Consider the following 20,592-nt stretch of genomic DNA (forward strand, 5'->3'; position numbering starts at 1 on the left):
TATGGGCGGGACCAGTCATTCCAGGCCCCACTTCCTCGCGCCAGCTCTCGTTTGTTGATTGCACTTCTCGGCGAGCACCCGCGCATAGTCTTTTGGTGGAACAATTGAACAAGTGAATTCGCTTGGCCCGTCTCGTTCAAAAATGACAATTGCCGGCCGCGGCACGTCACGCAGCGGCCGTAATCTGACGCGATGCGTATTGTTCTCGAAATGGGTGAGATGGACGCGAATGTCCTCTGCTGCAAAATGAAAGAGGACTTCCATGGATTGTGCCGGGCCAACACCGAAATAGGCCGACAGCGTCGCCACCGGTAGCTGGATTTGATACCCCATAACGCTTGAATCGGGGGCTCCCGTCTCACCGGCTAGTATCTGAAGATATAGCCTTCGGGGCCGCTTGCTAAGCGGGTCAAGCTTACGCAAAACCAAATCCCGCTTCCGGGGATTTGCAATGTCGAGAACCTTTGCGAATAGCGGCTTCGGAGCCGCTTTGGCCCCGACTGACAACGGAGGTTTCGCGGGCTGACCCGACTCCGATTTGGCGCCGTCGTCACCGTCACCTTCCTGATCCAGCCGGTTTTGTGCCTTCATCGAACGAACGAACGAAATATCGACTTCGACGGCACGTCCTTTCACATAGCTCCAAGCCCCTTCCAGGTCATTTGCGATCTTGGAACCTCGGGGCACTTCTAGTCTCGTGCCGAGCTCTATGTTCCGGCTCAGCCCCGCGCCGGTTAGGTTGGCCGATCCAATGATGGCCTTGCAATAGTAGTCCCCTTCGAAGAGGAGAAGCTTGGGGTGAAATACCGCGTTGCGATATTTGTCTTCAAAGGCCCCGCAATACACGTTCCCCGGATAGAGTTCTTTGAGATACAGCCCGTAGAGAAAGCTATCAGGGGAAGTGACATCGTTGTCGAAGCCGTATGCGGTCTCCAAAACGCCGCCGGCCCGAAGAAACTGTTCGAGTTGTTCGGAGATAAGACCTAGTCCGTCCCACCGCGCATAGGCAACCGCGAAGCATACTTTCTTGAGTCCGCCTGCCGCCAGGATTTCATTGATTTGCGAATAGAACCGGGCCTTTCCTTCATAGGTCTGGCTTACTAACCGGAGTTTTCCGCCCTTCTTCTTCATGAATTCTCACGCAACCATATCGGTTTCGGAGCTGCCGGCCGCGAGCGCGCTCAGGTATGCGAGGCACAAATCGCAGGAGCGGTATTGACCGCCGTACAATTCCCTTTCCTGCCGCTCTACAATAGGAAAGGTAGAGTAGACATAGCGGACATCATCGCGATCCGTGATGCCATACAGATGGAAGAATATGGCATCGAGCTTCGCGCGCAGCCTCAGCCGCCGATCCTCGTCCCATCCAAACGGAGGGAGGACGTTTCCAGCATCATCGGTGTAGCCCATGTCACGCGCGAACGGAGCCATGTCCTGAGCAGTGTATGTAAGCTCCAAAACAATATCGCGCAGGAGTTCAGCGGCCGATCTCGATCCAAACATTGTTTGATGGAAGCGCTCGGGTGTAATCACCGGAAGCTGCTCGACAATGAACAGATTCAAAGTCTGCCCTTGAACCTTTTGTCTTGTAACATAATCGAAGGGTATTGAATTCAGGTTTGCGGCAAGCAGCCACTCTTCCTTGGCCTCATCTTCGCGCAGCAGCAATGGCACTTTGTTACCGAAAGCGACTGTTGGCAACAGAGCTGCGATAAACGTTCGCACGTTCGTCGGCGCGGTAATTTCCTTGAAACCGAGAACCCATCCCCGTTCGGCAGGCCATTTGCACTTTTCCTCCAATACCCAGAACTGCGGAGCAGGAAGCCACGACGGGTCGCGATGTTGCTCCAATGTTGCAGGCTCTGGTTGCGCGGGGCGGTGCTGGTTTTCCGGATTGACGACTACGCTTGCGGCCCGGTGATCAAAGGCCTGAATCATCTTGCCTTCATAAAGCGGAACCCAATCTCCCTTCGGACTGCCATAGCGATTTCCCCCTTTATGCCAGCCTCCTTCCTGTTCCTCCAATTCCTGGCGCGTCCGGAAAAGCCTGGAGTCATTGGTCATATGAAACATCGTGGAATATTTTAACTGCCACGCTTTGACTTCCTGGTCGCCTGACCGGTCCGACAGAATTTTCCCGCTGGAATAGATTGCTGTTGTTAGCTTCGCATCACGGCGCGAGCGGAATATCGGCGCAGTACCCGTGTTCGGATTCACCCGCGCGAAGTCGTCGGCAGTGAGCGGGAACCGCTGTTCCGGGTCGCTTAGTTCCGCGACACTTTGCAGGAAGAAGGCACACATGGCCGCTTCGACCGTCGGCGACGGGCTTGCGACAAAAACGCAGAACTTGAAGCGACTATCTACATCGGGGAAGAACGGAGCAGCATTGTAGCGCGTGCGCCGGTTCTCAAAATCGTACAGTGCCTTCAGCCGACCTTGTGTAGATACGCCTTTGAAAAATGTCGAGGACGTTTTGTCTGAGGCGATACCGGACGGCGTGAGGAGGCCCACCATGCCGTCCCTCTTGACCAGCGCCATCGCGCGCTCGACGAAGAGCGAATAGATATTCACGTCGCCGCCGGACAGCAGCGGATAATCGCCGCCAGATCGGGCCATGCGCGTCGCCGCTTCGGCCCGCTCGTTCGCCTTCATGAAATCGCCGGAAAGTGGATCGTCATTCCTTTCCAGTTCGTCGATCATCCGCTTGCGATCGGCCGCCTTCTGCGCGAAAGCGATCTCACGTTTGCGGGCAGCAAACCATTCGACTTGCTGGAGCTTCATGCGATCCCACGGCGGATTGCCGATGATGGCATCGAAGCCGCCGGAAAGACCCTCGTTTTCCCAGTCCGTCCAAACGCCCGGAAACGCGACCTGCCAGTTCAGGAAGCGCTCTTCCGCTACCAGCTCGCGCGCAACGTTCAGGATTTCGAGGAAACGGCGGCCGTGGTCGTCGCGCACTTGCGGCTCTCGCTTGCCAAGCGCGATCTCGAAAGGATCTCCGAAGGAGCCGTCAAAAAAGCCCTGAATGGCCTTGGCGTTGTCCTTTCCTTTCAGGTCTTGCCATTCGATGGCGTGCAGCAAAGACAGGAAGGCATTGAGCGGCGCCGTCATCACTTGGACGCCTTCAAAGATTTCCTGCGAACGGTGCGCTTCCGCGATTTCCGCATCCGGCAGTCCTTCGATGGTCTGCATCGAGGCGGCCGAACCGAGCGCGGTTTTGACCGGCTCGTGCAGGAGAAGCGGACTGCCATAGGCCGTCGCTTTCTCGATGCCCGTCTTCACCCAGGAGCCGAACAGGCTGTCGCCGCAGCGCAGATGGTGGTCGAGGAACGAAAGCGGCGCGCCGACCGTAAAGCTGTGCAGCCAGAGAGCAACCTTGGCCAGTTCGACCGCCATCTGGTTCTTGTCGACGCCGTAGACGCAGCGCTTCAAGACCATGCGGCGGATGATGTGACGGTCATCGAGCTGCTCGGGATCGACCGTCCAGCTCCGCTCTTCGGCGTTGCCGAGGATGGTATTGCGGATGCCTTCGATCCGGTCGGCAAGCGGCGAGATATAGTCCGCCCACTCGACCATGGTTTCGGTTTCCGCCATGGCGGTAATAACCTGGTCGGCCATGTAGTCGACAAGGCTGACAAGGAAGTGTCCCGAGCCCATGGCCGGATCGCAGATTTTGAGATCGAGCAGCCTTTCGGCCGGATCGAGCCGCCTTAATATGCCGAGTTTGCGCCCTTCGTCCTGATCCGAGGAGGCGAGTTCTTCGGCCTTGTTCCTGAACGCGGCAAGGCGCGCTTCGATCAGCGGTTCCAGCGTTTCGCGAATGATGAGATTTACCAGGTCGTCGGGCGTGTAATAGCTGCCCGAGCCCTTGCGCGCGAAGATGTTCGGGCGGATGTCGACAACCGCACCTTCCCTGACGACTTCGTGTTCGAGAAGCCGTTCGTAGATCGAGCCGAGCTGCTGCACACTCAGGTCGCGGTAGTTGATGTATTTGCGCGTGTCGTCAGTGCGCTCGAAAGAGAGCTTGTCGATCATTTCCGCCATGACGGAGTCGGAAAGGCGCACCTGCCGCAGAAGCGGGGTCCGCTCGGGGTCGAACAGCCCGCCGTTATATGGCGGCAATCCGATCGAGGTGTCGCCTTCGTCGATAGCGCGGCACAGATCGTCAAGAACCGACCAGTACCGCGCCGCCGTATTCGAGAATGTATCGCCCTTGTCCTTGCGGTCGCCGACATCAAGCCGGACGCGATCGCGCAGACCGTAGTCGTCATAACGGCGGTCATTGACCGGCAGAAGGTCGCGGTCTTCCGCGTAGAGGATGAAGAGCAGCCTGTAGAGAAGGATCAGGGCCGCTTCGCGGACATCCTGAAGAGGCGCTTCCGGCGCCTTGTCTGCGATCGAACGCGCAAGCAGCGGGTAGAGTTTGTCGAACACGAGGTCCGAAAGGTCGGAGGCAACACGTTCTTCATAGAACTTGCCTTCTTCGAGGGCGCGGACGTGGAAGGTGCGCGGATCGGTCGCCGAAGGCAGGAATGCTTCCCTGCGAAATACCAGTGCGAAGACGCGCAAGGCATGGCGTTTCTGCTCGTCACCAAGCGCGAACAGGCCATCGCCATGCCCGGCAATCCCGAGGACGGCTGCGAGGTCGAGTTCAAAGAACTGTTCCGACACAGAGCGCGCGCCGGAATGATAGAGCCGCCATCTGCCGCCGTTTGTGAGGATGCCCCAACGCAGGTTGCCCGTGGTCAGGTCATCGACACGGCGCAGATAGCGGAGCATCTGCGTTGACGGCGCCAGCTCCTCGCCACGCTTTCCGGACTGCCGATCGAGCGGCCGGCGCCAGCGTTTGGACTCCACGATCGCGAGGCCGAACTGGTAGCGCTTGTACTCTTCTGGAAAGCGGTCGGCCTGCGTCTTGGTTTCGGCATCGGCGAATAGCAGGCCGTCTGGTACATCGTCCCGTCCCTTCACGGTCAGGTTTTGCTGGCGCATCGCCTGATCCCAGCCCAGCCGCCGCAAGACCGGCCAGATCAGGTCATCTTCGGTACGGGTTTCATTGGGTGACTGGCCGACCGGGAAAGCTGCGAACACGGCAGCCAAATCTGCGGCAAGCGCATCGATGTCATCGTCACTGATGCTTTTCCAGTCCGCGTTACTGACAATCGACTGTGTCAGAAAATCGCTGGTAAAAAGACTGCCCTGAAATACGTTCTCGATCATACGTTTATTCTACCCAAACGAATCTGCCGACCAAATGTTAATAGCCCCTGCCGCAGGACTTATACCCACCGAATTCTCGTCCTTTACGAAGCGGCCCGCGCCCTACGGGGCAGGCTAAGGCAGGAGGCGGCATTTGATGCGCCGATCAGGCCGACGACCTTTTCTACATGCTCTGGCGGAACGCGCATACGCGCACCCTGCAAGGCAGCAACGATCGCTTCTATTTGCCCCTGCCGTCCAAGGGCATCTTCAATGAAGCCGTCCGTCAACAACTCGGCCGTGGAAACGATCGGGAGCGTCTGAAAACGGTCGGCGCATATTTTGCGCGCCTTCCGTTCGTCGATCATCGCGATTCCGTTCATCTGGACCGCGCAGGCGATCGTCGCCGCTTCACCATCATCGAGCGTCTGCGCGGCCGCGCCCCGGATCAGAGTTTCGTATATCGCAAGCCCTTGTGCGTCGAGGACGGCCCCTCCCACCGCTCCACTGGCAACAAGCGCCTTCAGCCGCTCTTCGTCATTGTGACCATTGCGGGAGCCGAAACGCAGTTCCGCACAGACATTGTCCGTGACGAAAAAAGGGGACGGGACGGCCCCCAGGATCCCCGCCGCACAACCCGTAGCGTTGAGATTTATGACAACGCTTGCATCAATGACGATCTTTTGCGAAGCATCAGTAAGGAAGCTTGACAAGCTCATTGGCCTCGCTTTCCTCGTTTTCGGCTCCGTCCAGCAGCTTCCGTACCTCATGGCGATCGAGCTTCAGAAGGCGCGCTAGCTGCCCTTCACTATAGAAGCCGCGTTTCCATGCTTCGCGCGCAAGCAGTGCCAGCCGCGGCGGCACCGCTCCCTGCGCTTCAACGAGGCTACTGCCACGGACAGGCAATTCCCCCAGAACCTGCCGCGCCTGCTCGTCGGTGATTCCGCCGTTGGCCTGAAACCAATCCCACGTACCGTGCTTGGCAAGCCCCAGCTCTTCCAGCCTGCGAACGATGGCCTCGCGAGCGACTCCGAACGCGCTGGCCAAAAGGATTATGTGACGGCGCGTAAGATGGGTCTGTCCCGCAGTGATTTCGGCAAAGCGCTGTCTCACTGCCCGCGCGGGAGTGACGAAGCACCGGCCGAAATGATCGGCATAGCGCTCTTCGCGGGAGTGCGGGACTTCGCCTTCGGTCAGGACTTCCGGTTGCCGCCTTGCGGAGTTGAAATGACCGAGTTCGTGTGCGCCGGTTTGAATGATGCGCCCAAGGGGATGACCGGCATTGAGCAGCATGCACGCGCCCACTGCTTCGTCGTAGGCGAACAGACCCGAAATCTTGCCGTCCAGAGGTCGGACATAGACCCTTATGCCGAGCTGGAGATCCAGCAGGGAAACAATGTCGAGAACCGGCCCCGCCCCCAGCCCCAGCCAATCGCGAAGGTCCTGAGCATCCTGCTCCGCCTGCTGCCGGACATCGCCGGGCAAGATCGGCCGTTCGGGAGGGTAGTTGCGGACACGCTTAATCCCGAGCGCGTTCTCCAGCTCGAGTTCAGCACTGACCAGATCGTTGAGAAGGCCGGCAGCGCGCTCGGCAGCGTCATCCGCGCTTTGTGCAAGCTTGCGGAATCTGGGCACCATGTCCAGATGGACGGCTTCCTGCCGGAGAATGGCGTTCGCCGAAGTCCCGTAGAGCGAACATAATTCTTGCAGCTCGTTCATCTTGATCCGTCGCTGTCCCCGCTCGATCGCAACGAGCGTGGTGCGCGCGACATCAATTTCCTCAGCAGCGACAGCTTGCGTTAACTGGACGGCCTCCCGTGCGATACGCAGGCGCTCCCCGATTTCGCTGTCCAGCAGGCTTTCGATCATTGCGCTCATAGGCCCGCCCGTACCCACTGCCTGACAAAAGAATTACTTCCCATCGAACGAACGAACTCCTTCCATTCACTGGCATGCTCCGACAACATCCGCGTCAGAGACTCTTCGGTTTGATCCTTGCCTACCCCGAGCGCAGGCGCGAGCATAGCTGCATGGCGGCGGACAACCGGGAGGCCGTCTTTCGACGCCAGGTCGGCCAAATGATCCATGTGCAGGACACCTGCAATCGCATACTGACGGTAGGCGGGAGTCATCCTCGTGAAATCCCGGTCGACCGCCTCTTCAAGGCTGGCCGCCGTTGGATCAGTGCAGACATAGGTGTCTTCCGCCTCGGTAAGGCCCGCAGCATGGACGCTGACTCGCCGCAGCATGCAGGCCGCGCAAACACCGCATTGCCGCCTTTTCCCGTTGACCGAGCTCCAGCGGTTGCTTCTCCAGCACGACCGCGTCGCATGCCAGGTGGTTCCTTCGGGAAGGGCGGCGAACGATCGCAAGGTTTCCCCTTTGGTGCTCCACAGCCGCGGGAACACGTAGCGTATTTCCCTCCCGAACAGCGCTCTCAGCAGCCGCTCCATCCTTTGCGTGAACCGCGGATGGTTCCGGTAATCCGGGTAGGCGTGAACGACCGATGCAATAGCAGGGCCAATCGCTCCCTGTCCGCTTTCGGGAATGACGATTTCCTTGGCGCCGGAGAGATATGCCGCGATGCCGGTGATCAAAGCGAACTTGAACCCGCGGCTCCGCGCGCTGGCTTCCCTGTTCGGCATGTTGCAGGGAACGTCGTAGGGAACTAGGGTAAAAGGCTCGCGGTAGCTCTTCTTGTCCGGTCGCCCTATCTCATTGCTCCCTACCCGGACGCGCACGAGCTTTGTGCCCAACCCCGCGCCTACCAAGCCCGCTACGGCACGCGAATCCATTCCGTCGCTATACGCCAGCACCGCCTCGGTCGGTACGGGCAGATTCAGATAGTCACTGTGTGGGGACGGTGCCGGGTTTGCGCGCCGGACAAATTCGATCGACCAGTAATCACCCGTCAGGAAGCCCGCAGCATCAAGCAGGGCCTCCGACAGCTCGCCGTCATTCCACCGTTCGGGGTCATGAACAGGAATACGCAGCGCGATCCGGCGTGCCCATCCACGGGGAGGCCGCTTCAGTATCCTGTCGCCATACTCGATCGCCGCCGCGACGACCATGGCGTCATAGATCACGGGTTCCCAGCTCGCGAATGCGTAGGTTTCCAATGCTTCAGTTGAGAACTCGAAATCGCGTCCTAGATCGAAGGGAACCCAGCCGCCGGACGCGATACCCCCGCTCTCGACAACCTCGATCGACTTTTCAGGAATTCTCACTTGACCGACGCCGGAACTCATAGGGGCGGCCCCTCGTCGATTCCGGTATGTCTGGGCAGACGCGAGGCGGGTTTCTGTCTTGCGCCGGCCGAGGCCAGATCACCCGCGAGCGCACCGAACGCAAACCCGTTCCGGGTTGCGTCAAGGCGGTCACGAACAAAGCCGGCGCTTCGCGCGCTGGCTTCGCGCAGGTAATGTTCCTCCACACCGCGGAAGCAATCGCGGGTGTATTGCTCAAGCGCGTTCGTCAGCGCCGTCCGGCATGCGGCATCTCCGTAGAGTCCGTTGCCGGCAGCTTCGACTGCGCAGTCGATAAGAGCATTTCCCAATGCAGACCCCCGGCAGCCCGATCTGAGCGCCTCGATTTCCGCGATCCTGTCTTCGGCAAAGAGATAGCCCTGCCGTCCTGCCCCCAGCACCTCGCGAACCGCTTCGACCGGAAGCCCTCTTGCGTCCTTGCGCAATGCATGGGTGACGGCCTCGCATACGTCGTCGGCCGAGAAAACCGCCTTGGCAGCCCTTTCGGCGACGTCCCTCCAGCGCCGAAGCATCGGCAGGCTTCTATGCGGTCCATCACTCATGGCGAATCTCCATGTCAGAATACTATCTCCAAGAGGCTGACAATGTCAAACTAGGAGCACGGACCGCTGATTTGCAGGCTTACGCGGGTATCATCCGCACGGAACATACGACGTTGATTCTCACGGCGGATCGCGTATTATTAGCTCCATATTATATTGCGCACGGGTTCTGCCCTTCTTTGACGGCGTCGATTCCCCCATTGCGAAAGCGCGTCAAGGCGCCCGAAGGCCGCCGTTTTGCGCCGCGCGAACACATCATTTTCGAGAGCGAGAAGAGGAAATGGCCGAAGCGGCAAAGCAGGCACAGGAGGAGGGCGAGGAAACCAGCAGCGAGGCGGAAGCCCTTGCCGATATCCTCGCGTGGTCGGTCGAGTGCCCAAAATGGCAGCGTGACGCCCTTCGCCGCCTTTGCACCAAGAACGCGCTGGAGGAGGCCGACTACAAGGAGCTGACGGCGCTCTACAAAAGCGGGGGTGAAGGCGCCGTTCCGCTGGCGGCCGTGCACATCCCCGATCCGCAGGCCGCGACCGTAGCGGTAACACTGCGCGACATCCACGATGTCGAGCATGTCAACGCCCTGAAGGCCGGCGAGCGGCTGAGCTTCGACAAGGCCGGCCTCACCGTGGTCTACGGCGACAACGGCTCGGGCAAGTCCGGTTATGCCCGCATCCTGAAGAAAGTATGCCGCGCGCGCACGCCGCCGAAGGGCGACCGCATCCTGCCGAACATCTATACGGCCAAACCCGGCACACCGAAGGCCGTGATCGACTTCGTCGCCAACGACCAGAACAAGAGCGAGACCTGGTCAGGCGACAATCCGGCAGACCCGCTGCTTTCTTCGGTCAGCGTCTTCGATAGCCGCACCGCGAACGTGCATGTCGACGAGGTCAACGATGTCGCCTACACGCCCTTTCCCATGCGCGTTCTTGAGCGGCTTGCGGAGGCCTGTCAGGAGGTCAAGAAGCGGATAAGCGCCGATATCGCGGCGGTCGAACAGCAAACGCCGGAAGCGGTCAAGCAGCCCAGGACGCATGAGGGAACGGCCACGGCCAGGCTGATTGAGGGGCTGAACGGGAACACGAAGGAGCAGGACGTTCGCGATCTCGCAACGCTGAACGACAAAGAAAAAGCACGACTCGAAACGCTGAAAGCCGACCTTGGCAACGACCCGCTGAAGGTCGCGCGCAGGATCGAGGGGCAGCGCGACAAGCTCGCCGAAGCCGGTAGGGCCTTTGCGAAACTTGAAGGCGCCATTACCGATGAAGAGGCCGAACGCCTGTCCGGCCTTTACGCCGACTATCAAGCGGCACGCCGCGCGGCGATCGCCGCGGCGGGCGACCTGTTCGCAGACGAGCCGCTACCGGACGCGGGATCGGAAGTGTGGCGCGCCCTTTGGGAGGCCGCTCGCGATTACTCGACCCAGAAGGCCTATCCCGAGCTTACCTTTCCGGTGACTTCGGACGGATCGCGATGCGTCCTCTGCCAGCAGGAGCTGGACGCCGAGGCTGCGGACCGCATGACGCGGTTCGAGAAATTCGTGAAGGACGAGACCAGGCGCAAGGAAGAGCTGGCGCAGGCTGCCTACGATGAGTGCCTGAGCGGCTTCGCCGGCGCAGACATCGCTGCCCGCGACGTTGCCGCCGCGGCGGCCTTTGTCTGCGACGAACTGGATGATGGCGATCTGGCCGCCGCCGTAAGGCGGGCGTTTGTGAGCGCCAAATGGAGGCTGCGGGCAATCCTGCGTTATCATGCGGAAGACGAAACGGCACCGCTCCCCCCTGTTGCGGCATGGCCAGGCGAGGCGGTCGCCGCCCATGACACTGCGCTCTCGGAGCGGATATCCGCCCTGCGGGCGGAAGACGAATCCGGCGAGCGCGCCAGACTGACGGCCGAGCTTCACGCACTGTCAGACCGCGAATGGCTGGCCGCGGTGCAGGAAGACGTGATCGCCGAGATCGGCCGCCGCAAGAAGATCGCGACGCTCAAGGCCCGCGCGAAGGACACGGCAACCAACAAGATCACGACCAAGAGCGGCGAGATCGCCGAACAGCTCGTGACCAACACGCTGCGGGCTGAGTTCGCCCGCGAGATCGACAAGCTTGGCGTTGCCGGCCTTGCCATTGAGCTGCGTAAGGAGAAATCGAGCTACGGCGTTCCGCATTTCCGCGTCAGCCTGATCCGGAAACCCGATGCCAAAGTCGGCGAAGTCCTCAGCGAGGGCGAACACCGCTGCGTTGCGCTCGCCGCGTTCATGGCAGAGCTGGCGACGACCGAGAGCCGGTCGGCCATCGTGTTCGATGATCCCGTTTCCTCGCTCGACCACATGCACCGCGAGGCCGTCGCCAAGAGGCTGGCGGCCGAGGGCGAACACCGGCAGATCATCGTGCTGACGCACGACATCGCGTTCCTGTTCCTGCTGGATCAGGAGTGCCGCGAGAAAGGCACGCATATCGCGTTCCGTTCCGTCACGCGAACGGACGACCATGCAGGATTTGTCCAGCCCGATCCGCCGGCCCGCGCCCAGCCGATCGAAAAGGTCATCGAGGGCATGCAGAAGCAGCTCGATAACCAGAAAATCCTGTATGAGAGGGGCGACCATGACGGCTGGGAAAGGGCCGTCGATGCGCTTCAGAAGCGGCTGCGATCGACCTGGGAGCGCGCGGTCGAGGAAGCAGTCGGGCCGGTGCTCAAGCGCCTTTCCAACAAGGTCGAAACCAGGGGGCTGGCCAAGCTGACCGCCCTCACAATCGAAGACTGCGCGGCAATGAGAAAGGCCTATGGCCGGTGTTCGGTGCTGCTGCACAGCTCGGCGGACGCCCTCAATTCCCCGCTGCCGAAACCCGACGCCGTCCAGCAGGAGATCACCGCGCTTAAGGAATGGGTCGAGGACATCAAAGCGCGTCAGGCCAAGATCGAGTACCTGCAATGAACGCGATCGAATGGCTCCACAATCATGCGCCGGGCTTCGCCAATCTTTCGGCCGAAGAGCGCGAGGCGATCATGCAGTTCTCACTGCTCTGGAGTCTGTTCGAGTCGGGCGCGCTCAAGACCAACGGCAACGCGAAGGCCATTGCCGATCTCTCCGCACACTGGGCAAACCAGGGCGGGCTTGCCAAAGACAGTTTCGCGCAGGCGCTCGCATATTTTCAGAACCGCTATGTCGGGAACGGCGGGTTCACCTATCATTTCGGCCATCTGCATTTCCGCAACGGCGACAAGAAGGAGCTTGTGGAGCGCGTGCTGAGAGGCGAGTCCGATGCGCCTTCCGACATCGCGGCCGCCGTGCTGATTATCGTGTTCCGCTACCGCAACAATTACCTGCACGGCATGAAATGGGCCTACGAGTTGAAGGGCCAGCTAGGCAATTTCACAACGGCCAACGCTGCCTTGATGGAGGCGCTCGAACTCTATGGCGCGCATGGCGCCGCTCCGTGAGCGGCGCACGCATTCCTTGACAATATTAGGTTGATATTATATTATTAGGGTAGTATTATAATTTGATCTGCTGGAACGTCGAATATACCGACGAGTTCGGAGAATGGTGGAACGGGCTGAACGAAGGCCAGCAGGACGACACGACCGCCGTCGTCGGATTGCTGCAGGCGCGCGGCCCCTCACTTCCCTTCCCGCACTCTTCGGGGATCGAGGGCTCACGGCACGACCATATGCGCGAGCTGCGCATCCAGAGCAGCGGGAAACCGCTGCGCGTGTTCTACGCTTTCGACCCGCGCCGGTCGGCGATCCTACTGATCGGCGGCGACAAGACCGGGACGACCGCTTCTATGAAACCTTCGTCCCGCTCGCCTACAGGCTGGACGACACCCATCTCGAAGAGCTGAGAAATGAGGGCCTGATAAAATGACAGGACACACGCCATTCAAGGAACCGACCAAAGGCTGGAGCGCCGAAAAGCGCCTCAGGGCCGAGGAGCGCACCGCCGCCGTGCTGGCCGAAATCCAAGAGGCGGAGATCGCCGAACTGCGCAAGGCCCTCAAAGTGTCACAGCAGGAGCTGGCGGCGCTGCTCGGCAAGTCGCAGGGCGCGGTGGCGCAGCTTGAGCAGCGCTCCGATATGAAGATCAGCACGCTGCGCGAGACCATCGAAGCGCTCGGCGGCCACCTGCAACTCATCGCCGAATTTCCGGCAGGACAGGTGCGTCTTTCCAACCTCGGGCAGGCCGCCGATGAAAAGGCCGGAAGCACTGCCGCTTGGTAGGGCCGGTATTGCGATTGTCCCCCGGCGCAATCGATCCGGCCGTTTGCTGCGATCCTATAGTTTGCGCAAGACGCCGTTTTGCCACGCGCGGCCAAGTTCGTCTTCTTTGACGCCGGTTATAATCTCGTTGTTTGCCGGATGCCGGTGGTCTGCGAAATGCAGGAGCAGACGCTGTTCCATGTGATAGGCAAGCCGCGCCGTGTCCCAGAGGTGATACCAGACCGGCTCATATTTCAGGCCGCCCAGATCGGGCATGGAGGAATGGTTGAACTGATTTGCGCGCTGACGGAAGTCAAAAGCCCAGCCGATTTTGAGAGCCAATCGATCCGCGCTTCTGATCCGCATGGCGTAGGTGTAGGCGGGCGCGCGGCGCATATGCATGACGCCGGTACGCCTGGTGGTAGGCGGAGGCGCCGTGCGCTTGGCGTTGCCGTGCTTCTTCGCAATGCGCTCTTGCGCGTGGGCCGTCAGCTGCAGCAGCTTTTCTTCCTGCCATCGCAGCGTACGCACCCGCTGTTCCTCTTCAGGGGTGAGCGGCACAATCCCTTGCGCGGAATCCATACTGAATTTCCGCTCGGAAATTCCGGACAGCAACGGCTGATCCGGCAGCGACCAGGCTCGCCTGTTCATCAGGCCGAAGGGCCATTTGTATTTCCCGTCAACGAAGTCTGACGAACCGCGCGGCTCGACAAAGTCGAGCGACATGACCGGTTCATCTGTCGGCTCCATGACACCGAGCAGCCGTCCCTTCATATCGTCTTGCGTCTGGTCGCCCATCGTGCCGACGAGCACGATCTGATCGCCGGCTTTCAACTGATCAAGAGCGTTCTCGCGCCAGCCTTTCGTGCTGAATTGCAAGGGGCCAACCGGAACGCTCCAGCCCCAGACCTTTGTCATGAAAAGCGTCATGCCCGCCCGCCTGATCTGATTTGTGAATCCTGCATCTACTTTTCGTGGTCATTTATTTGGCAGCAATCCTCCTGATAATCTGACCGCAACTGCAACAACTGAAAAGTGTGCCAGCCTTGCGGGGCCGGCGGATACCGTCGCCGGTAACAATTGCTTCCTTGCCGTCCGCCATTACGTTGCTTGCCTTTCTTCCTGCTCGGGAAACACCGCTTTGTCCTCTGCGTCCAGCAGGGCGGCGATCTCCTCGCAGGTGCGGGTGACGGCGAGCTTCAGGGCCTCGTCGATATGGACATACCCCTGGGTCACGCTTTGAGCGGCATGGCCAAGCAGTGCCCTGATCGTCAGCTCGGAAAACCCGAGATCGCCGGCGACGCTGCCGAAGGTATGGCGCAGCGTGTGCGGCGTGACGCCCTTGATCCCCACGCTGGCGCAGAGCCTGAAGAGGCAGGCTTTGGCGGCCGTGAAATGCCCGTCGGTGATATCGGATGGGAAGACATAGGGGCTTTTGCCTCGAACCGGCTGGCTAGCGGCGATCTTTGCGGCGGAAGGGCCGATCGCGCGGATCTGCGCATCACCCTTGGTATCGGGGAAGGCTACATAGCCCGCGTCGGCAAAGAGCCAAGGCCGTTGCAGGCCCTGTCCCTCGGAAATGCGGAAGCCCGTGAGGGCCAGGAAGCGGACGATGGCAAGCGCCACCGGGCTTTCGCCATCACGTTCCGCTTGCCGCATCGCCGCTCCCAGCTTCTTGATCTCGGCCACGCTCAGGCGCCGCTTTTTCCTGTTGCCAGCCAGCTTACGTGCCCCCCGGCTCGGATGGCTTTCGAGCTTGTCGAGGCGAGCGGCATGTCCAAGGATGCTCTGGAGGGTTCCGACAGCGCGAGACGCAACGCCAGGCCCGCCGGTAGTGACGCCGCCGCGGCCCTTGCCTCTCGGCTTTGCCGTCTTCCCGGCCACGATATCGGACTGCATCCCCTCGATGTCGGCGACCTTCAGGGTATGAGCAAGACGATTACCCAGAAGCGGCTTGATGTGCGTTTCGATACGGCTCTTATCCATGGCGAGAGTTGACTTCTTGATCGGCCGGTTGCGGCGGCCGAGAATGCGGCCGGCCTCGGCCTCCGTCAGATACCAGTCGCACAACTCGGCAACCGTGGCCTGCTGGTGGGGATTGTCATCGGTGTCAGCGGGGTCTTCGCCAGCGGCGACCGCGCCGAGCTTGATCTTGGCTTCGTCGCGGGCGTTCTCGACGGTCATCACGCCGTACCGGCCGATATTGATGCGGCGGCTTTTGCCCTCGGCGTTGCGGTACTGGATGATAAAGGTCTTGACCCCGGCCTTGGTAACGCGGACGCCGAAGCCTTTCAGCTCCCCGTCCCACAAGAACGCCTGCCCTTCGGCCGGCGCCTCCAGCGCGTCCACGGCCTTTTTCGTCAGCTTGGCCATTTCGCTTCCTCACTCGATCGCTCTGCTTACACGGCTTGATCATAGCACCCGTGTAAGCAATATGTAAGCAGCGCAAGCGAAATTTCCGGCCTATCGTAGCGTATGCTGGCGAATGGTGGTCACGGCAACTATATGATTTACAGCGCGTTTTCGCGTTTCTGGATATCGTGGCGTATAGTTTTCCTAATCTTGCCAAGGTTGGGGTCGAGGGTTCGAATCCCTTCGCCCGCTCCAAGTAACCTCACGGAAAAGCCGCGGTCCTTCCGCGGCTTTCGCGTTTTCAGGTCGGCCGCGAGCTTGCGGATCTGACACGGCCTAATGTCTACGGCACATGATGGAATGTGCTCGATTGCAGCGCGAACGAAGTTGGCCGTCGTCTCTTAAGAGATGCCGAGCAAGTGGCCTCAGCGCCAAAAACCTGACCTCAACTTACAAGTTTTTTTTCAGACCACAGTCCCAAACAGAGATCCGTGATCGTCACATCGGTGAACGGGCAGGAATCCGTTGGACGTGATCGACAGCGGCGCCTTGAACGCCGCCGGATTGGGGGCTGTGGTGGTATCTGGACAGAGACTGACGACGACAAACCAGGCGAGAGCGGCCGGCCGGCGACGTCTCGCCTTCCTGGCCGGCACCATCCTGGCGTTCGGCTGGACGCTTCCGGCCGCGGCCCAAACCGCGCCTTCCGCGCAGACCGCGCGGCAATCCGTTTCCGTTCCCGCCGGCCCGCTCACCCAGGCTCTCAACCGGCTTGCGGCGCAGTCGGGCCTACAGATCCTGTTCGATGCGGATCTCGCCCGCGACAAGACCACGCGCGGCGTCAGCGGCAATCTCACGCCTGCCCAGGCTCTCGACGCCGTCCTGGCCGGCACTGGGCTGAGTGCGCGCTTTGCCGGCGGCAACCAGGTCGTGCTCGGCCTCAACACCGCTTCCACCGACGCCGGCTATGCCACGGGCGACGATGGAGCCACGATGCTTGAACGCCTCGTCATCTATGGCGCGAAGAATGCCACGACGCTTGATGCGACAACCGCCAGCGTTGGTGTTGTCACCGCCGAGGAAATCGAAGAAGGCCAGATCGGGAATACGCGGGAAGCCTTTCGCCGCCTTGCGAACGTGCAGCCCAGCGCGACGGTCAATTCCGGCTTCGTCATCCGCGGCATGAGCTCCGAAGGCTTCGTTCCCTCCGGCGGGCCGGCCGGGTCCCTCTACATCGACGGCATTCTCCAGACCCGCTACAATTCGCGCTTCGGTGCAAGGGGCCTGTGGGACACCGAACAGGTCGAAGTCTATCGCGGCCCGCAATCGACGCTGTCCGGCCGCGCTGCCATGGTCGGCGCGATCTATGTGAAGTCGAAGGATCCGACCTTCGACAGGGAAGTCGAAGTGTCGGGCACGGTCGGCAACAACGATCTGGTCGGCACCGGCTTCGTCGTCAATACACCAGTCGTCGAGGACCAGGTCGCGCTGCGCATTTCCGGTGCGTTCGAGCGCTCCCGGTCGGATGTCGACTATTCGAACTTCGAGCACTATTCCAACTACGACGACCTGACCACGGACATCAGCGGCAATATCCGCGCCAAGCTGCTCCTCACCCCCACCGAGATGCCGGACACGCGGGCGCTGCTGACCTACAACTATTCGAAGGATCGTCCGAACGACCGGCTGGTCGGCCTCTACACCGGGCGCGGCGACTTCAACAACAACCCCGATACCTACACGGAATTCCGGACCACCGAGGTGCACAATCTCGGCCTCGAGGTCACCCATGATTTCTCCGACGCGCTGCGCTTCACCTCGCAGACCGGTTTCTCCTATGGCATCAACACACGCAGTTCCGTCGACGCGGACACGCCCGGCCTGGTCACCGGGATCTGGGGTACGGATGACGACTCGATCTTCACCCAGGAGTTGCGGCTGAACTACGAGGGTGACCGCTGGAAATGGGTGGCCGGCGTCTTCGGCAGCCATCAGGTCTTCGACGGCGCCTCGCGCTTCATCGCGGACGTTCCCTTCTACGGGCTCGTCCAGCTGGACGACTACCAGAACCGCAAGACATCGAACCTGGCCGTGTTCGGCGAGGCGACCTACGAATTCGTCCCCAGCTGGTTCGTCACCCTGGGAGGGCGGCTGGATTATCTGGACGAGACGAATACCGAGCTCAACTCGCTCGTGTTCTACGGGATGGATCCGGTCATGACAGGGGACCCCGCCTCCTTCGAGGAGCTGAACTTCGTTCCGAAGGTCGGGATCTCGAAGGAATTCGGCGACAATCACACGGTCGCCCTCACCTATACGCAAGGCTTCCGCTCGGGCGGCTCCTATGTCGACCGCCAGGACCCGTCGGATTTCAAGCTCGTCACTTACGATCCGGAATATTCGCAGAGCTACGAGCTGTCCTACAAGGGAAGGCTTCTGAACGATCGGCTCACGCTCAATGCCAATCTCTTCTACACCAAGTATGAAGACCAGCAGATCGAGATCCGCCCGTTCTCGCATATTCCGGGCTATCGACGGACGGAGAATGCCGCATCCTCGCAAGCCTGGGGCTTCGAAATCGAGCCGACCTGGCAGGTCACCGATCAGTTCTCGGCATTCGCTTCGATCGGCTATCTGAACACCAGGTTCCTCGAGTTCGACCACGCCGACCTGGGCGATCAGTCCGGACAGTCCTTCCCGGAGGCGCCGGAATGGACCTTCGGCTTCGGCGGCCGCTACGAGTTCGAGAACGGCCTCTTCATCGGCGGCGACGCCAAATACACGGCCGACTACAATTCCCGTTTCGGCACGAACGGCATGTACAAGATCGACTCTCGCTTCATCGTGAATGCCCAGGCCGGCTTCAAGAAGGACAACTGGGAACTCACGGCCTTCGCGGAAAATCTCACCGATGAGAAATACTTCACCATCGTCGATCCCGATGCCGCCCTGCCCTTCGGCCAGGCCGGGCCCCGGCGATCGTTCGGCCTGAACGTCCGTGCGAAATTCTGACGATCACAGGCGCGGGGCGAATACCCCGCGCCTCTTTCAGGTGTTGATCTGAAATGGTTTCTGTCCGGCGTCTGAGCCTTGCCCTTCTACTCTTCCTGTTTGCCGCGGCTCCCGTCCAGGCCGCCTGCGAGGGGAAGGAGATCACCGAAGGCGTCTACAATGCGCCGTTCTGCGTTCCTGCCGGAGTGCGCAAGATCGTCACGCTCGATCCGCTGCTGACGCTCGGCATCCTGATGGAACTCGAGGTTCCGGTCGTCGCCACGCCCTACATGGCCATCCAGGACAGCGAGGTGCTCGACTTCGTCAAGCGGTCGAAGATGGTCGACCTCGGCAACCCCAAGGAGCCGAGCCTGGAGCGGATTGCCGCGCTGAAGCCGGATCTCATCATCGGCAGCACGGAGGCGCATGCGCAGATCTACGACAAGGCGTCGAAGATCGCGCCGACCATCTTCTTTAACCACATGGACTGGAAGAAATATCTCAGGCTTCTCTCCGAAATCACCGGCCGCGAAGACGTGGCGAACGAAGCGCTCGCCGCTTACGAAAAGCGCGTCTCCTCGATCCGTGCACGGATGAAGGACGTTACGGTTTCGGCCGTCCGCTTCGCGCCTGGCCGGTTCGTCGTCTTTGTCGACGGTCCCGCCGCCTATGCGCCCTATGCGGTGCTGCATGAGGCCGGCGTCAAGCGCACGGCCTACGAGACGGTGACCGACGGCACGATCGTCAAGCGGCCGGACTGGGAGGAGCTTGCCAATCTCGACGGCGACATTCTGCTCTACGTTTCCGCAAGCGGCTTCGAAAACGGACCGGACGATGCGCTCGAAAAGGAAGTCAGCGGGAATCCCCTGTGGCAGCTTCTGCCCGCCGTGCAGGCCGGCCGCGCCCATCGTGTCGACCGCGCAACCTGGCAGAGCTTTCACGGCATCGCCTCCGCGCATCGTGTTCTCGACGACATAGAGCGCTACATCCTGACGGCACCGTGAGCACGCGAACGCGAGCAGGAGCCGGCACGGCAAGCCGTATCGCCTCGATTGCCGATGCGGCGCGGTTTTCTGCGCTTGCGGCGTTGTGCCTGGTGATGGCGCTCGTGGCGATCTGGTCGGTGACGCTCGGCACAACGTCCATCGCAATGTCGGACGTGCTGGCGGCGATCTTTGCGTTCGACGGGTCGCGCGAGCATCTGGTGGTGACGACCTTGCGCCTGCCGCGCGTGCTGGCGGGACTGCTGGCGGGGGCGGCCCTCGGTGTCGCCGGGGCAATCATGCAGGCCGTGACCAACAATCCGCTCGCCTCGCCCGGCCTGCTCGGCGTCAATGCGGGTGCCGCCTTCGCAGTGGTCATCGCCATGTCGATCCTCGGCGTGGCGTCGAGCAGCGCCCATGTCTGGTTTGCCTTCGGCGGTGCGGCGACGGCGGCGGTCGTCGTCTATGCGCTCGCATCGGCAGGGACTGCGGGCGCGACCCCACTCAAGCTCGTGCTCGCCGGCGTGGTGCTCGCGACGTTCCTGACCTCGCTCACCACCGCCATGCTCATCTTCGACCAGACCACCCTCGATGCCGTGCGACTGTGGACCGCCGGCTCGCTCACCGGCCGCACCGCGGCGCAGGTCGCAGCCGTCGCGCCCTACATCCTCGCCGGCCTCACCTTGGCGCTCATGTTCCGCCGGCACTTGATGACCCTTAGCCTCGGAACGGACGTCGCCCGGTCGGTCGGCCAGAACCCGCTCTGGTGGCGCGGGCTCGCCGTGGTCATCGTCATCCTGCTCGCCGGCGGGGCAGTGTCGCTCGCCGGTCCCATCGGCTTCGTCGGCCTGGTCGTCCCGCATATCGCGCGGATGACGGTCGGCGTCGACTATCGCTGGATCATCCCGTTCAGCGCCGCTGGCGGCGCTTTGCTGGTCGTCCTGGCCGACACGCTCGGCCGGACCCTCTTCGCCAGCCAGAGCTTTCCGGTCGGCGTGACCATGGCGCTGGTCGGCGCGCCCTTCTTCATCTGGCTGGCGCGCCGCGCGGGTGAGACCCGATGAT

15 protein-coding genes are annotated in these 20,592 nt (G+C 61.2%); 7 read left to right on the forward strand and 8 right to left on the reverse strand.

The genetic code is table 11. From position 1 onward, the window contains the following. Positions 1–15: 15 nt before the first annotated feature. The 6 genes from B9Z03_RS03255 to B9Z03_RS03280 all read right to left on the reverse strand — a co-directional run bounded on the left by B9Z03_RS03255 (position 16) and on the right by B9Z03_RS03280 (position 9,007). The gene (locus B9Z03_RS03255) at positions 16–1,131 is read right to left on the reverse strand and encodes a phospholipase D family protein (RefSeq protein WP_085462862.1); all 1,116 of its coding nucleotides are present in this window, start codon (positions 1,129–1,131) and stop codon (positions 16–18) included. A gap of 6 nt (positions 1,132–1,137) precedes the next feature. Next, a complete protein-coding gene (locus tag B9Z03_RS03260; RefSeq protein ID WP_085462863.1) occupies positions 1,138–5,220 on the reverse strand; it encodes an Eco57I restriction-modification methylase domain-containing protein in 4,083 nt (1,360 codons plus the stop codon). A gap of 83 nt (positions 5,221–5,303) precedes the next feature. Next, the gene (locus tag B9Z03_RS03265) at positions 5,304–5,918 is read right to left on the reverse strand and encodes a hypothetical protein (RefSeq protein ID WP_085462864.1); all 615 of its coding nucleotides are present in this window, start codon (positions 5,916–5,918) and stop codon (positions 5,304–5,306) included. After that, complete coding sequence (locus tag B9Z03_RS03270; RefSeq protein WP_176247414.1) at positions 5,893–7,077, reverse strand: XRE family transcriptional regulator; 1,185 nt, start codon at positions 7,075–7,077, stop codon at positions 5,893–5,895. Before B9Z03_RS03270 ends, B9Z03_RS03265 begins: the two co-directional genes overlap by 26 nt. Then, positions 7,074–8,447: a 7-cyano-7-deazaguanine synthase gene (locus B9Z03_RS03275; protein ID WP_085462866.1), complete on the reverse strand. Its 1,374-nt coding sequence runs from the start codon at positions 8,445–8,447 to the stop codon at positions 7,074–7,076. Before B9Z03_RS03275 ends, B9Z03_RS03270 begins: the two co-directional genes overlap by 4 nt. Continuing rightward, the gene (locus tag B9Z03_RS03280) at positions 8,444–9,007 is read right to left on the reverse strand and encodes a hypothetical protein (RefSeq protein WP_085462867.1); all 564 of its coding nucleotides are present in this window, start codon (positions 9,005–9,007) and stop codon (positions 8,444–8,446) included. The genes B9Z03_RS03275 and B9Z03_RS03280 overlap by 4 nt, the downstream gene beginning before the upstream one ends. Positions 9,008–9,287: 280 nt before the next feature. On the opposite strand from B9Z03_RS03280, the gene B9Z03_RS03285 reads away from it, so the two are divergent. The 4 genes from B9Z03_RS03285 to B9Z03_RS03300 all read left to right on the forward strand — a co-directional run bounded on the left by B9Z03_RS03285 (position 9,288) and on the right by B9Z03_RS03300 (position 13,222). Next, positions 9,288–11,936 carry an AAA family ATPase gene (locus B9Z03_RS03285; RefSeq protein ID WP_085462868.1) on the forward strand — a complete coding sequence of 883 codons (2,649 nt, stop codon included), beginning with the start codon at positions 9,288–9,290 and terminating at the stop codon, positions 11,934–11,936. After that, positions 11,933–12,442 carry a hypothetical protein gene (locus B9Z03_RS03290; protein ID WP_085462869.1) on the forward strand — a complete coding sequence of 170 codons (510 nt, stop codon included), beginning with the start codon at positions 11,933–11,935 and terminating at the stop codon, positions 12,440–12,442. Before B9Z03_RS03285 ends, B9Z03_RS03290 begins: the two co-directional genes overlap by 4 nt. Before the next feature lie 62 nt (positions 12,443–12,504). After that, complete coding sequence (locus tag B9Z03_RS03295) at positions 12,505–12,846, forward strand: type II toxin-antitoxin system RelE/ParE family toxin (RefSeq protein ID WP_244561646.1); 342 nt, start codon at positions 12,505–12,507, stop codon at positions 12,844–12,846. Positions 12,847–12,865: 19 nt separating this feature from the next. Next, on the forward strand, positions 12,866–13,222 hold the full coding sequence (locus B9Z03_RS03300; protein ID WP_085462870.1) for a helix-turn-helix domain-containing protein: 357 nt from the start codon (positions 12,866–12,868) through the stop codon (positions 13,220–13,222). A 54-nt stretch (positions 13,223–13,276) separates the two neighbouring features. Here B9Z03_RS03300 and B9Z03_RS03305 read toward each other — a convergent pair whose 3' ends face one another. After that, positions 13,277–14,131 carry a GIY-YIG nuclease family protein gene (locus B9Z03_RS03305; protein WP_085462871.1) on the reverse strand — a complete coding sequence of 285 codons (855 nt, stop codon included), beginning with the start codon at positions 14,129–14,131 and terminating at the stop codon, positions 13,277–13,279. A gap of 171 nt (positions 14,132–14,302) precedes the next feature. Further along, positions 14,303–15,574, reverse strand: a complete 1,272-nt coding sequence (locus B9Z03_RS03310) for a tyrosine-type recombinase/integrase (protein ID WP_085462872.1) — start codon at positions 15,572–15,574, stop codon at positions 14,303–14,305. Positions 15,575–16,129: 555 nt separating this feature from the next. Here B9Z03_RS03310 and B9Z03_RS03315 point away from each other — a divergent pair. From B9Z03_RS03315 to B9Z03_RS03325, 3 genes are read left to right on the forward strand one after another with little or no spacing between them, the layout of a single operon-like run. Continuing rightward, the gene (locus tag B9Z03_RS03315; protein ID WP_244561647.1) at positions 16,130–18,565 is read left to right on the forward strand and encodes a TonB-dependent receptor; all 2,436 of its coding nucleotides are present in this window, start codon (positions 16,130–16,132) and stop codon (positions 18,563–18,565) included. A gap of 53 nt (positions 18,566–18,618) precedes the next feature. Next, the gene (locus B9Z03_RS03320; RefSeq protein WP_085462873.1) at positions 18,619–19,548 is read left to right on the forward strand and encodes an iron-siderophore ABC transporter substrate-binding protein; all 930 of its coding nucleotides are present in this window, start codon (positions 18,619–18,621) and stop codon (positions 19,546–19,548) included. A gap of 38 nt (positions 19,549–19,586) precedes the next feature. After that, entirely contained in the window at positions 19,587–20,591 is a 1,005-nt protein-coding gene (locus B9Z03_RS03325; RefSeq protein WP_432417022.1) for a FecCD family ABC transporter permease, read from the forward strand. Position 20,592 lies beyond the last annotated feature (1 nt).

The organism is Mesorhizobium australicum, from assembly GCF_900177325.1.
Classification (GTDB): Bacteria; Pseudomonadota; Alphaproteobacteria; order Rhizobiales; family Rhizobiaceae; genus Mesorhizobium_A; species Mesorhizobium_A australicum_A.